The sequence below is a fragment of the Curtobacterium sp. MCLR17_054 genome (assembly GCF_003234335.2).
Classification (GTDB): Bacteria; Actinomycetota; Actinomycetes; order Actinomycetales; family Microbacteriaceae; genus Curtobacterium; species Curtobacterium flaccumfaciens.
Window position 1 is genome coordinate 3,017,177 of record NZ_CP126263.1, and the last position, 13,460, is coordinate 3,030,636.

The 13,460-nt window shown below is 71.2% G+C and carries 10 protein-coding genes and 1 tRNA gene; 4 read left to right on the forward strand and 7 right to left on the reverse strand.

Going from position 1 to position 13,460, the window contains the following annotated elements:
• Positions 1-138: 138 nt before the first annotated feature.
• Positions 139-1,143, reverse strand: coding sequence for a sugar phosphate isomerase/epimerase family protein (locus DEJ08_RS14260; protein ID WP_111055392.1), 1,005 nt, complete (start codon positions 1,141-1,143; stop codon positions 139-141).
• Positions 1,140-2,381, reverse strand: a complete 1,242-nt coding sequence (locus tag DEJ08_RS14265; protein ID WP_111055393.1) for a Gfo/Idh/MocA family protein — start codon at positions 2,379-2,381, stop codon at positions 1,140-1,142. Before DEJ08_RS14265 ends, DEJ08_RS14260 begins: the two co-directional genes overlap by 4 nt.
• A 116-nt stretch (positions 2,382-2,497) precedes the next feature.
• Between DEJ08_RS14265 and DEJ08_RS14270 the strand changes: the two genes are divergently transcribed.
• On the forward strand, positions 2,498-3,502 hold the full coding sequence (locus DEJ08_RS14270) for a LacI family DNA-binding transcriptional regulator (protein WP_111055394.1): 1,005 nt from the start codon (positions 2,498-2,500) through the stop codon (positions 3,500-3,502).
• A 78-nt stretch (positions 3,503-3,580) separates the two neighbouring features.
• Here DEJ08_RS14270 and DEJ08_RS14275 read toward each other — a convergent pair whose 3' ends face one another.
• Positions 3,581-4,030: a MarR family winged helix-turn-helix transcriptional regulator gene (locus DEJ08_RS14275; RefSeq protein ID WP_071406491.1), complete on the reverse strand. Its 450-nt coding sequence runs from the start codon at positions 4,028-4,030 to the stop codon at positions 3,581-3,583.
• Between the two features lie 127 nt (positions 4,031-4,157).
• Between DEJ08_RS14275 and DEJ08_RS14280 the strand changes: the two genes are divergently transcribed.
• Positions 4,158-5,348: an MFS transporter gene (locus DEJ08_RS14280; RefSeq protein ID WP_111055395.1), complete on the forward strand. Its 1,191-nt coding sequence runs from the start codon at positions 4,158-4,160 to the stop codon at positions 5,346-5,348.
• Between the two features lie 65 nt (positions 5,349-5,413).
• On the opposite strand, the gene DEJ08_RS14285 is transcribed toward DEJ08_RS14280, so the two are convergent.
• The 4 genes from DEJ08_RS14285 to DEJ08_RS14300 form a co-directional block, all read right to left on the reverse strand.
• A tRNA-Ser gene (locus DEJ08_RS14285) sits at positions 5,414-5,503 on the reverse strand.
• Between the two features lie 509 nt (positions 5,504-6,012).
• Entirely contained in the window at positions 6,013-7,329 is a 1,317-nt protein-coding gene (locus DEJ08_RS14290; RefSeq protein ID WP_111055414.1) for an LCP family protein, read from the reverse strand.
• 172 nt (positions 7,330-7,501) lie between these two features.
• Positions 7,502-8,182: a GntR family transcriptional regulator gene (locus tag DEJ08_RS14295; protein WP_111029874.1), complete on the reverse strand. Its 681-nt coding sequence runs from the start codon at positions 8,180-8,182 to the stop codon at positions 7,502-7,504.
• 169 nt (positions 8,183-8,351) lie between these two features.
• Entirely contained in the window at positions 8,352-9,806 is a 1,455-nt protein-coding gene (locus DEJ08_RS14300) for an MFS transporter (protein ID WP_372444921.1), read from the reverse strand.
• 224 nt (positions 9,807-10,030) lie between these two features.
• Between DEJ08_RS14300 and DEJ08_RS14305 the strand changes: the two genes are divergently transcribed.
• Together DEJ08_RS14305 and DEJ08_RS14310 are read left to right on the forward strand one after the other, a co-directional pair.
• The gene (locus tag DEJ08_RS14305) at positions 10,031-11,416 is read left to right on the forward strand and encodes a MoxR family ATPase (RefSeq protein WP_027466108.1); all 1,386 of its coding nucleotides are present in this window, start codon (positions 10,031-10,033) and stop codon (positions 11,414-11,416) included.
• Positions 11,409-13,427, forward strand: a complete 2,019-nt coding sequence (locus tag DEJ08_RS14310; protein WP_111055396.1) for a vWA domain-containing protein — start codon at positions 11,409-11,411, stop codon at positions 13,425-13,427. Before DEJ08_RS14305 ends, DEJ08_RS14310 begins: the two co-directional genes overlap by 8 nt.
• Positions 13,428-13,460: the final 33 nt, after the last annotated feature.

Sequence of the window (13,460 nt, forward strand, 5' to 3'; positions counted from 1 at the left end):
CGGACTGGTCGTTCCGCGCACCGGTGGCCGATCCGCGTGTGGTGTGGCCGGGAGGCACCCGCCACACGCCGATCCGTCACCCGGTGCGCGGAACGGTTCACGGGCCTCCAGGCAGTGTCCGGGTCGGCTGACGGACCGTCAGGACCGGGGCGCCAGCGCCGCGTCCGCGGCGCGCAGCACGCGTGCGGCGACCGCGACCCCTTCTTCGCGCCCGAGCTCGGTGTCCTCGTGCTCGATGTTCACCCACATGTCCGGGTCGATCGCACGCAGGGCCTCGAGGAACGTCGTCCAGTACGCCTCGTCGTGGCCCTTGCCGAGCGCGACGAAGTCCCACGCCGACGGTTTCGGCCACTCGTTCGCCCACTCGTCGCCGCCGAGGTTCGTCCGTGATTCGTCCGGCGTCAACCGGCGGAACGAGTTGTCGAGCACCCCGTTGATCGCGGCGTGCGGGTTGATCCGGACGTCCTTCGCGGCGGCGTGGAACACGAGCGGGCCGAGGTCGTGGGCGACCGCCACCGGGTCCATCTGCTGCCAGAACAGGTGCGAGGCGTCGAGTTCCACCCCGACGTTGGTCAGCCCGCCGCGCTCGACGAGCTCCCGGATCGACGCCGGGTTGAACACGAGGTTCTGCGGGTGCAGCTCGAGTGCGACCTTGACGCCGTGCTCCCGGGCCAGGGCGTCGATCTCCTGCCAGAACGGCACCGCGACGCTCCACTGGTGCTCGAGGACGTCGAGCGCAGCCGAGTTCCAGGCGTTCACGATCCAGTTCGGCCGTGTCCCGCCCGGCTCCCCCGCCGGGAGTCCGGACATCGTGACGACGCGGTCCTGCCCGAGGCGGGCCGCCAGACGGATGCTGCGCCGGACGTCCTCGGCGTGCGCGGGACCGATCGCCGGGTCGGGGTGCAGCGGGTTGCCGTTGCAGTTGAGCCCGGCGATCTCGACGCCGGTCCCCGCGAACTGCGCGAGGAACGCGTCACGCGCCCCGTCGTCCTGCAGGATCGCGTCGATGTCAGGCACGTGCACCGGGGGCAGGAACCCGCCGGTGTTCAGCTCGATGCCGGTGAGGCCGTTGGCCGCGATGACGCGGAGTGCGTCGGCGAGGGGCCGGTCGTGCAGGATCGCGTTGTAGAGGCCGAGTTTCATGCGCGGACACCACCCTCCGTGGTCGGGACGACGGCGTCGGCAACGTCGACGGACGTGCCCCCGGCTGCGGCGGACCGTACCACCGCGTCGAGGACCTCCATGTTGTGCACGCCGTCGTCGAACGTGGCGTTCGCGGGCAGGGCGTCGAGCACGGCGCCGGACAGCCCCGCGATCTCGTCGAGGAACGCCCGCGCCTGGTACTCGAACATCTGGTTCTGCCCCCAGCCGACCCCCGGGGCGTCCATCGCCATGCCACCCGCGACGTAGGGGTGGTCGGGGCCGAGCACGACCTGGCGGTACCCACCCGTGCGCGAGCCGTCGGACTGCAGCGCGAGGCCGATCTCGGAGGCGCGCTCCTGGTCCCAGCGGGCGGCGCCGCGCTCGCAGAACACCTCGATGACGAGGCCGTTCGGGTGCCCGGCCGCGACGCGGGAGGCCTCGAGCGACCCGACGACCGTGCCGTCGCCGAACCGTGCGCTGAACGTGGCGTAGTCGTCGTTGCCGACGGCCTCGGTCGCACCGGTGAGCGGGACGGCCTGCCCCCGCAGGGCGTGTCCGGCGGCCACGGGTCGCTCGGTGATCGATGTGGTGAACGTCCCACCGCTGACGCTCCGGACCGGGCCGGCCAGGAACTCGGCGACGTAGGACAGGTGCGAGCCGACGTCGGCGAGCGCCCCGGAACCGGGCGCCCCCGCGAAACGCCACGAGAACGGGACGTCGGGCGAGGCACCGTAGTCGGTCCAGTACCGGCCGGAGACGTGCAGGACCCGGCCGAGCGTGCCGTCCTCGACGAGCTCCTTGATCGCAGCGAGCCCGGGAGCCCGGCGGTAGGTGAAGCCGATGCGGCCGAGCACCCCGCGCTGCTCGGCCTCTGCCGCCGCGGACGCCATCGCGCGGGCATCGTCGAGCGAGTCGGACAGCGGCTTCTCGCACAGCACGTGCTTGCCGGCGGCGAGCAGCCCCTCGACGATCTCGCGGTGCAGGGTGTTCGCGACGACGACGCTCACCACGTCGATGTCGTCCGCCGCCGCGATGGCCCGCCAGTCGGTGTCGTGCCGCTCGTAGCCGAAGCGCCGTGCGGCCTCGGCGGCGAGGGGCTCGTAGACGTCGCCGACCGAGACGAGCCGGACCGGCGGCAGCGTCGAGGTGAAGAGGGAGGGTGCGTTCCGCCACGCAGCCATGTGGGCCTTGCCCGCCATGCCCGCGCCGATGACGGCGACGCCGATGCTGTCGCTCATGTTCTCTCCTTCGAGAAGGTCGCTGGATCCTGATTCTGGAACGTTCCAGAACGTGTCGGTAGACTGTAGCCGCACCAGCCCATGTCCTGTCAAGCACCGTGCCGGAAAGGCTCAGCGTGACCCCTCGCCCGCCGACGATCATCGACGTCGCCGCACGCGCAGGCGTCTCGAAGTCCCTGGTGTCGATGGTGCTGCGCGACGATCCCGGGGTCTCCCCCGCCCGCCGCTCCGCGGTGCTCGCCGCCGTCGCGGAGCTCGGCTACCGCCCGAACCGCGCCGCCGCCATCCTCGCCGGCACCCGGACCCGCACCATCGGGGTCATCGTCGACGACTTCCGGAACCCCTGGTACGTCCCGATGCTCGACGGCATCCGCGAGGCCCTCGCCCCGCACGGCCTCCGCCTCACCCTCGCCGACACCCGCGCCAACGCCCACCTCGACTCGTCCCCGTTCGACGACCTGGTCTCCCTGCGGGTCGACGGCGTGGTGCTCGCCGCCGAGGGCTTCCCCGACGTCGTCGTCCCCGCCGACACCCCGGTCGTGGTCGCCGGCGCGCGCGAGGAGGTCCCCGGCGGACTCGACGTGGTCGCCTCCGACGAAGCCGCCGGCGGGCGGTTGGCAGCGGATCACCTGATCGGCCTGGGTCACCGCCGCATCGCCCACGTCACCGGCTCGGGAGGCCCGGCTGCGCTCCGCCGCGACGCCACCGTCGCGCAGCTGGTCGCGTCCGGCATCGAGCCACTGGTCTACGGCTCCGGCCCGACCTCGGAGACGACCGGCTACGAGGGCATGCGGCTCGCACTCCGGGAGCACCCCGACCTGACCGCGGTGTTCGCCGCGAACGACGTCATGGCGATGGGCGCGATCGCCGCCGTGCAGGAAGCCGGACTCCGCGTGCCGCAGGACGTCTCGGTGATCGGCAACGACGAGACCCCGCTCGCCGCGTCACCCCTGCTGCGCCTGACGACGGTCGACCCGCACAACGACGAGGTCGGGCGCCTGGCGGCTGCGCGGTTGGTCGAGCGGATCGGCGCCGCAGCGGGGACGCCGACGGATCCCATCAGGACACTCGTGCCCCCGACGCTCGTCGTGCGGTCGACGACGGGGCCGCCGCGCGCCTGAGTGGTGGCCGCCCTGGGGCCGACGCCGGCGGGGCGGAGGTGCGCCGGGCCTCCAGGCCGGGTGCGAGGTGACCCGAGGTCAGACGCGCGCACCCTCGAGCCGGTCGACGGACTCGGCCAGGTCGGCGAGTTCGGGGACCTCGTGCGCCTCGGCGAGGGCTCCCTCGAGCGCCTCGGCGTGGATCGGTGTCGCACGCTCGAGCAGGACCTGCCCGGCGTGCGTGAGCTCCGTGTAGAGCCCGCGACGGTCGTCGGCGCACAGGACACGGGTCAGCAGGGCACGCTCCTCGAGCCGGTTCACCAGTCGAGTGGTCGCACTCGGGCTGAGGGCGGCCGCGCGGGCGAGCTGCTGCATGCGCATGTGGAAGCCGTCCTGGCGGCGCAGGGCATCGAGCACCGTGAACTCCACGACGGACAGGTCGACCTGCCGGAGGGCTCGCTCCAGGCGCGTCTCGATCAGGCCGTGCAGCGCCGCCAGGGTGCGCCAGCCGTGGGCACGGACGGCGGTGGAGGTGTCGTCGACGGACATCGGGGCTCCTTCGGTCGGTGCAGACGGCGACAGTTGCTTGCGCGGATACCCCGCGTGTGCAACTATCGATATCCCGCGTCTGCAACAACAAGCGTACGCGGCACAGCTGCACAACGGAAGGACATCCATGCCCGCGGGACTCATCGCCCTCGCACTCGGCGGATTCGGCATCGGCCTGACCGAGTTCGTCATCACCGGCCTGCTGCCCGAGGTGGCGGCCGACTACGGCGTCACCGAGACCACCGCCGGCTGGCTCGTCACCGGGTACGCCCTGGCGGTCATCGTCGGGGCCCTCGGGCTCACCGCCGCGACCACGCGACTCCCCCGCAAGCCCGTCCTGCTCGGGCTGCTCGTGCTGTTCATCGTCGGCAACACCCTGTCCGCGATCGCCCCGACCTACGGCGTGATGATGACCGGCCGTGTCATCGCTGCCCTGTGCCACGGAGCGTTCTTCGGCATCGGCTCGGTCGTCGCCGCGAACATGGTCGAGCGGTCCAAGCGCGCCTCGGCCGTCGCGCTCATGTTCACCGGGCTCACCGCGTCGAACGTGCTCGGCGTGCCGTTCGGCACCTTCCTCGGCCAGGCCGCCGGCTGGCGTGCGACGTTCTGGGCGATCGCGGCCATCGGCGTCGTCGCCCTGATCGGCGTGCTCCTCCTCGTCCCCGCAGTCCGCTCCACCGAGGTTCCGTCCCTCGCCCGCGAGCTCGGCGCCTTCCGGTCCGGGCAGGTCTGGCTGTCGCTCGGCATGACCGTGCTCGGCTACGGCGGGATGTTCGGCGCCTTCACCTACATCGCGTACACGCTGACCTCGGTGTCCGGGTTCCCGTCGTCGGCGGTGCCGTGGCTGCTCATCGTGTTCGGCATCGGGCTGTTCGTCGGCAACTTCGCCGGCGGCAAGCTCGCGGCCCGCTCGATCGACCGCACGCTGCTCGTGGTGCTCGTCGTGCTGACCGTGGTGCTCGCGGTGTTCGCCCTCGTCGCGACCTCGCCGGTGCTCACCGTGATCGCCCTCGTGTTGATGGGGGCGTTCGGGTTCGCGACCGTCCCGGCCCTGCAGACGCGGGTGATGCAGTACGCCGACCACGCGCCGACCCTCGCGAGCGGGGCGAACATCGCCGCGTTCAACCTCGGCAACGCACTCGGCGCTTGGATCGGTGGCCTGACCATCGCCGGCGGGCTCGGGTACACGTCGCCGATCTGGGCGGGCTCGGGGATCACCCTGGCGGCCGTGGCACTCACGCTCGTCGCGATGGGCGCGGTGCGTCGGGGGCGTGCGGGAGTGCGGACCACGACGACGGGGAGCATCGTGACCGTCTGACGCGGGCGCTTCGGGCCTGAGAACGACGAAACCCCGGTCCGATCGGACCGGGGTTCATCGGCGTGCGGAGACGGAGGGATTTGAACCCTCGGTCCCCTCAAAGGGGACTCCACCTTAGCAGGGTGGTGCACTCGGCCGGACTATGCGACGTCTCCAAGCACTCTCGCGAGCGCTGCGACCACCATACAGGAGGACCGCGCCACTCTCGACCCGACGCACACCCGCGCGTGGCACGACCCGTCACACTCGGTCCCCCGAAGTGGGGACACGTGGGGGTTGTCGGGGCGTACCCCACTGCATACCATCATCGGGACGCGGCAATCACGTTCCGGGGCTCGTCCCCGTCGTCGCGACACAGCACCCGACGTCGTTCCCCGTGCGGGCCCGGCGCGCCCGATCGCGTGGCGCCCGGCGGGGAGCGACTTCCCCTGGGGGCGCGGCCCACCACCGCGCCCCCGTTTCTGCGTTCGGGGGCGGGTGCACTGCTGACGTTCGGGCGCGCGCACGGCAACGGCGGGCCCACGAAAGCGACACTGCGCCACCGAGCTCGGCCGTCACAGGTGCCAGGGCGACAGAGTGCCGCGGATGTTCGGCGGCAGACTGTCGCTTTCGCGGAAGGGGGCAAGGGCGGGAGGCGCCAAGCAAGCAACCGCCCGCCCGCGCCTCAGTACCCGAACGCCTTGGAGCAGGTCTGCTGGTCGGCGGACTGGCCCTCGAGCCCGTCGATGGTCTCGGGCGTCGCCGAGGGGGTGCGCGGCGCAGCGGACGACGGCGCTGCCGGTGTCGCGGGGGTCGCGGGCTCCGGCGCAGCGGCCGGCGACGACGGTGCAGCGGTCGGCTGCGTCGGGTTCGGCTGCGTCGGACTCGTCTCGGACCCGATGCCCGTGCTGTCCGCCCCGAGGGAGAACGACTGGTCGGCCTTGATCTTCGCGAACAGCCGGTCGGCCAGGTACGTGGTCGGTTCGACCTTGCCCTCGTAGACGCCGGTGCCGCCCGTGGTGCCCGGGTACTGCACGAAGTTCACCTGCGCCAGCGGCAGGTCGCGCAGCGCCAGGCCCATCTGCACCATCGTCCCGATGTCGTTCAGGCTCTGCGACAGCTGCATGTTCGACGCCGCCGCCCGGGCCAGCTTGTACAGGCGGGCCGGCGAACCGAGGGTGTCGTTCGACTTCACGGTGCGGAGGAGCGACGACAGGAACACCTGCTGGCTCGAGATCCGGCCGAGGTCCGATCCGTCGCCGACCCCGTGCCGGGTGCGCAGGAACGCCAGGGCCTCGTCGCCCTGCAGGGTCGAGGTGCCGGCCGGCAGGTTCAGCCCGGTGTACGAGTCGGTGATCGGCTGGGCGACGCAGACCGGCACGCCGCCGATCGCGTTCGACATCTCGATGACGCCCTTGAACGACACCGCGGCCGAGTACTGGATGTCGAGCCCGGTCAACCCGGCGACCGTCTGGGTGACGCAGTTCAGGCCGCCCTCGCCGAACGAGGTGTTGATCGGCTGCGCCGCCATCGCCGGGGCCGTGCCCGTGCCGTCGGTCTTCTTGCAGGCCGGGATCGGCGTGACGAGGTCGCGCGGGATGCTCACCGCGGTCGCGTTGGTGTGGTCGGCCGAGACGTGCAGCAGGATGTTGACGTCGTTGAGTGTCGCATCGCGCTCCCCGAAGGCAGCACTCTGCTCGGGGTCGTTGTCGGTGCCGACGACGAGCATGTTGAACCCGCCCTTGAAGGCGCTGATCGGCTTCGCGCCGCCCTTCGCCTGCGGTGCGGGCTGGCCCTCGATCTCGACGCCGTCACCGAGGTCGTCCGTGACCTGCTTCGCCGCGATCGCCGTGACCGAGACCGAACTCACCAGGGCCACTGCGACGACGGCGGAGACCGTCTTGGCAGCGGTCGCGAAGGGGCTCGAGCGCCGCAGACGTCCGTGCCGTGCGATCCCGGACGCTCGGTTCAAGCGGTGGGATCGATCGCGGACGTCGTTCACGGGCACTCCTGTCGTCGGTGGACACGCCGGGGACGGCAACCGGTCAAGGCTGCCACGACGTTGCCTGACGATCCAGTGCGAGGGACACCGGTGACACTCGCTGCTCAGTGCCGCGACCTGCGGATCCACGGCGGTCGGCGCGGACCTGAGCGGATCCGCAGCCGAGGTCGGTTCAGGCCGACACGACCACCCGGAAGCGGTCGGGCAGGGCGATCAGGGCGGACGACAGGTCGAGGAGCGCCGCGGCACAGTCGTCGAGGGCGTCTCGCTCAGCAGCGGCCACGGCCCGCTCGACGATCTCGACCCGTCGTCGCCGGTCGACCACGGCATCGATCCCGTTCGCCAGGGCGACGTCGTCGGTGAAGAACATGTCGAGCACGATGCGCTGCGACAGCAACCAGTCGCCACTGACCGACGACCCGCGGCGCCGCAGGTACCAGGCGCCGAGTTCGACGAAGGCGCCGGCCTCGGTCCAGCACTCCCGCAGCCACACCTTGTCGAACCGGTCGTGGTACCCGACGGAGTTCGACGGCGGATCGACGAGCAGAGCCTGGGCGATCCGCAGTCGCTCGATCATCTGGTCGACCGACCACTGCGAGATCACCACACCGACGTAGCGCTGCACGCTGGCCAGCTGCAGGGACTCGAGGGTCACGAGGGCTTCGCGCACCGGTGTGCGCGACACCCGCATGTCCGATGCCAGGGTGTCGAGCCGCAAGCGCTGCCCGCGGCGGTACTCCCCCCGCAGGACGTTGTCGAGCAGTCGCAGGAACACCGCGTCGCGCAGCAGGCTGCGACGCAGGCCGTGGGGATCGAGGCCGCCGGCACCGGCTCGGATGGGGGTGTGCTCCATCAGCCCAGGCTCACGCACGGACGGCACCCCCGAGGCGAGGGCGGTCGCTGCCGTGGATCGTGGTCGCCGGTGTCGCGCTGTGGAGGAGTGCCATGCAGGCACAGTGACAGCGCTGCGACGGCGGCGCTAAACACTCTGAATACAGAATGTCAGGCCGCCGCCGCAGGGCTCACCTCCGGTCGGACTTCGCGTCCCCGGTGAGCACGGAGAGCGGTTGGGTGACGTCTTCCAGCCCCTTCCGCGCGGCGTCGACCCCGAATATCAAGGCCACCACGCCGCCGCCGATCATCACCGCGGATCCGAGCAGGTACCCCCAGAACAGCGGCTCCCGCGACGAGCCGTCACCGATGAAGGCACCGTAGATCGCCGGCGCGACCGCACCGAAGATCTGCGCCAGGGCGAAGAAGTACGAGATCGCCTGCGACCGCAGCTCGAGCGGGAAGATCTCGCTGACGGTCAGGTAGGCGCTCGACGCACCGGCCGAGGCGAAGAAGAACGAGACGCACCAGAACGCGACCTGCACCGTCGCCGAGATCGCGTCCGCCCGGAACAGGAACGCGGACGTGGCGAGCACGAGGCCCGAGACCAGGTACGTCAGGAAGATCATCTGCCGACGACCCCAGGTGTCGAAGAAGCGCCCCAGGATGATCGGGCCGAGCAGGTTGCCGATCGCGAACGGGAAGAAGTAGACCGCCGTCTCCGCCGTCTTCAGACCGAAGAAGTTCGTGAGCACGAGGGCGTAGGTGAAGAAGATCGCGTTGTACAGGAACGCCTGGGTGATCATCATCGTCGCGCCGACGAGCGTGCGGGTCGGGTACTGCTTCAGCAGCACGCGCGCGATGGCCAGGAACCCGACGCGGTCGGTCGGCGTGACCGTCATCGCCTTCGACTGGTCGACCTCGGGCAGCGGCTTGCCGGTCGCCTTCTCCACCGACGCCTCGATGCGGGAGACGGTCGCCTCGGCCTCTTCCTCGCGCCCGTGCGTCATCAGCCACCGCGGACTCTCCGGGATGTGGCGTCGCAGGAAGATGATCGCGATGCCGAGCACCGGGCCCAGGAAGAACCCGATGCGCCAGCCGATGTTCTCGGCGAAGTAGGACGTGTCGAGCAGGTAGATGTTCGCGAACGCGCCGAGTGCGGCACCGCCCCAGTACGTGCCGTTGATGGCGATGTCGACGTGCCCGCGGTACTTCGCCGGGATGAGCTCGTCGATCGCCGAGTTGATCGCCGCGTACTCGCCGCCGATGCCCAGACCCGCGACGAACCGGAAGGCCGCCAGGAACCAGAAGTCCTGCGCGAGGCCCGCGATGCCCGAACCGATCAGGTAGATCGCGAGCGTCAGGATGAACAGCTTGCGCCGCCCCAACCGGTCGGACATGCGCCCGAACACCAGGGCACCGACGACCTGGCCGACCAGGTAGATCGTGCCGAGGGACGTCACCTGCTGTGTGGACAGGTTCAGGTCCGCCTGGAAACCCGCGTTCGAGACGATCTGGATCTCGAGACCGTCGAGGATCCAGGACACGCCGAGTCCGACGACGACGCTCCAGTGGAACCGGGTCCACGGCAAGCGGTCCATCCTGGCGGGCACCAGGCTCTTGATGGTTGCGTTCGCGCTGCTCACGAAATGGGACCGTACGCCGAGATCGCCGATGTGGTTCAGATGCGGAACGAGGAACCGGGGGCGGAGCCGGATCCCCCTACTTCGAATCCGGCTCCGTCGCCGGGATCTCAATGATCGCAAGTGCGATGGAAACCCACAAGCGGACGGGAGGCCCGGTGCGGGCCCGCCACGCGCCTCCAGTCCGACCCTGGTCGCCGTCGCGAACGCGGCGTAGCGTCGGAGAGGTGACCCGACCTGACATCCGCACGGTCGGCGAGCTCCGCACCTCTGGTCACGTCCAGAAGACGGTCCGCGCCGAGATCCGCGACAACCTGCTCACCGCCCTGCGCCAAGGCACCGATCCGTGGCCCGGCCTGCACGGCTTCGAAACCACCGTCATCCCCCAGCTCGAACGCGCCCTGATCGCCGGGCACGACGTCGTCCTGCTCGGCGAGCGTGGCCAGGGCAAGACCCGCCTGCTCCGCACCCTGCAGGGCCTGCTCGACGAGTGGACGCCGGTCATCACCGGCTCCGAGCTCGGCGAGCACCCGTACGAACCGATCACCACCGCCAGCATCCGGCGCGCCGACGACCTCGGCGACGCCCTGCCGATCAGTTGGCGACACCGCGACGACCGCTACGTCGAGAAGCTCGCGACGCCGGACACGAGCGTCGCCGACCTGATCGGCGACGTCGACCCGATGAAGGTCGCCGAGGGCCGCAGCCTGGGCGACCCGGAGACCATCCACTTCGGACTCGTCCCCCGCGGGCACCGTGGCATCGTCGCGATCAACGAGCTGCCCGACCTGGCCGAACGCATCCAGGTCGCGATGCTCAACGTGATGGAGGAGCGCGACGTCCAGATCCGCGGCTACGTGCTGCGGCTGCCGCTCGACGTGCTCGTCGTGGCGAGCGCGAACCCCGAGGACTACACGAACCGCGGCCGGATCATCACGCCGCTGAAGGACCGCTTCGGCGCCGAGATCCGCACGCACTACCCGATCGAGCTCGACGACGAGATCGCCGTCATCCGGCAGGAGGCCCAGCTGACGGCCGAGGTCCCCGACGCCCTGATCGAGATCCTCGCCCGGTTCACGCGGGCACTGCGTGGTTCGAGCGCCGTCGACCAGCGCAGCGGTGTGAGCGCCCGGTTCGCGATCGCCGGTGCCGAGACGGTGTCCGCCGCCGCGGTGCACCGCGCAGCGCGCCAGGGCGAGGACGAGGCGGTCGCGCGGCCGATCGACCTGGAGACCGCGGTGGACGTCCTCGGCGGCAAGATCGAGTTCGAGAACGGCGAAGAGGACCGTGCCGACGAGGTCCTCGAGCACCTGCTCCGCACCGCGACCGCCGAGACCGTGCGCTCCCGGTTCAAGGGCCTCGACTTCGCGGTGCTCGTGGACGCGCTCGACGGCGGCACGATGGTGACCACGGGCGAGCAGGTCAGCGCCCGGGCATTCCTCGAAGGGCTCCCGTCGATCGGCGAGTCCGACCTGTACGACCAGGTGTGCGACCGGATGGGTGCCACGAACGACGGCGAACGCGCCGGCGCGATCGAGCTCGCCCTCGAGGGCCTGTTCCTCGCCCGGCGCATCAGCAAGGAGTCCGGCGGGGGCGAAGCCGTCTATGGCTAGGCAGAACCGGCGCCTGACGCGCGACACCCGGTACGGCCGGTACACCGACGGCCCCGACCCGCTCGCCGCCCCGGTCGACCTGGCCGAGGCGCTCGACGCCATCGGACAGGACGTGATGGGCGGCACGTCGCCCGAGCGCGCGATGCGGGAGTTCCTGCGGCGCGGCGGCCGGACGCAGCGCGGTCTCGACGACCTGGCCCGCCGGGTGGCCGAGCGACGCCGCGAGCTGACGAGCAAGAACAACCTCGACGGCACCCTGCAGCAGGTGCGCGAGCTCCTCGACCAGGCGCTGCTCGCCGAGCGCGGGGAGCTCGCCCGCAACGTCGACCTCGACGACGGCGACCGGGCCCTGGCCGAGCTGCAGCTCGACAGTCTGTCGCCCTCCCCCGCCGCCGCGGTGCAGGAACTCGGCGACTACGACTGGACGAGCCCGGCCGCGCGGCAGAAGTACGACGAGATCAAGGACCTGCTCGGCCGCGAAGTGCTCGACCAGCGCTTCGCCGGCATGAAGCAGGCGCTCGAGGGCGCCACCGACCAGGACCGGGCCGCGGTCAGCGCGATGATGCAGGACCTCAACACCCTGCTCGAGGCGCACGCCCGCGGCGAGGACACCCAGCAGCAGTTCGACGACTTCATGGACCAGCACGGCGAGTACTTCCCGTCGAACCCGGCGAACGTCGACGAGCTGCTCGACGACCTGGCAGCCCGCGCGGCCGCGGCGCAGCGCATGCGCAACTCGATGACCCAGGAGCAGCGGGATGAACTCGACGCCCTCGCCCAGCAGGCGTTCGGCTCCCCCGACCTGATGGGGCAGCTGTCCCAGCTCGACAGCACCCTGCGCGCACTGCGTCCCGGCGAGGACTGGGGCGGATCCGAACGCATGGAGGGTGAACAGGGGCTCGGGCTGGGCGACGGCACCGGGGTGTTCCAGGACATCGCGGACCTCGACGCCCTCGCCGACCAGCTCGCCCAGTCCGGACCGGGCTCGGAGCTCGACGACCTGGACCTCGACGCGCTGTCCCGGCAGCTCGGCGACGAGGCTGCGGTCGACGCGAAGACCCTGCAGCGCCTCGAGCAGGCGCTCCGGAACTCCGGGGCGATGCGCCGCGGTGCCGACGGGCAGCTCCGGCTCACCCCGAAGGCGATGCGGCAGCTCGGCAAGAGCCTGCTCAAGGACGTCGCCCAGCGGATGTCCGGTCGCCAGGGCGCGCGGGACCTCCGTCGCTCGGGCGCCGCGGGCGAGCCCTCGGGGGCGTCACGGCAGTGGGCGTTCGGCGACACCGAGCCGTGGGACATCCCCCGCACGATCACGAACGCCGTGGTGCGGACGGCGGCGAGCGGACGACAGGGAGCCGGCGTGCGCCTGAGCATCGAGGACGTCGAGGTGCAGGAGACCGAGGCCCGCACCCAGGCCTGCGTCGCGCTGCTCGTCGACACGTCGTTCTCGATGGCGATGGAGGACCGCTGGGTGCCGATGAAGCGCACCGCCCTGGCGCTGCACACCCTGGTGTCGACCCGGTTCCGCGGCGACGACCTGCAGCTCATCGCCTTCGGTCGCGAGGCCGAGGTGATGGACGTCGAACAGCTCGTCGGTCTCGACGCGATGTGGGACAAGGGCACGAACCTGCACCATGCCCTGCTCCTCGCCAACCGGCACTTCCGCAAGCACCCCACGGCCCAACCGGTGCTCCTCATCGTCACCGACGGCGAGCCGACGTCGCACCTCGAGCCGAACGGGCAGGTCTGGTTCGACTACCCGCCCGACCCGGTGACGATCGCGCTGACCGTACGGGAGCTCGAGAACGCCGGACGCCTCGGCGCCCAGACGACGTTCTTCCGGCTCGGCGAGGACCCGGGGCTCGCCCGGTTCATCGACGCGATGGCGAAGCGGGTGGACGGCAGCGTCGTGGCACCGGAGAACGACGATCTGGGGGTCGCCGTGGTCGGCTCGTACCTCGGCTCGCGTCGCGGGGCCGGCGGCGCGCTCTTCCGCGACGACTGGGGGCTCTGAAGCCCACACGGGACGGACGGGAGGCCCGTGGCG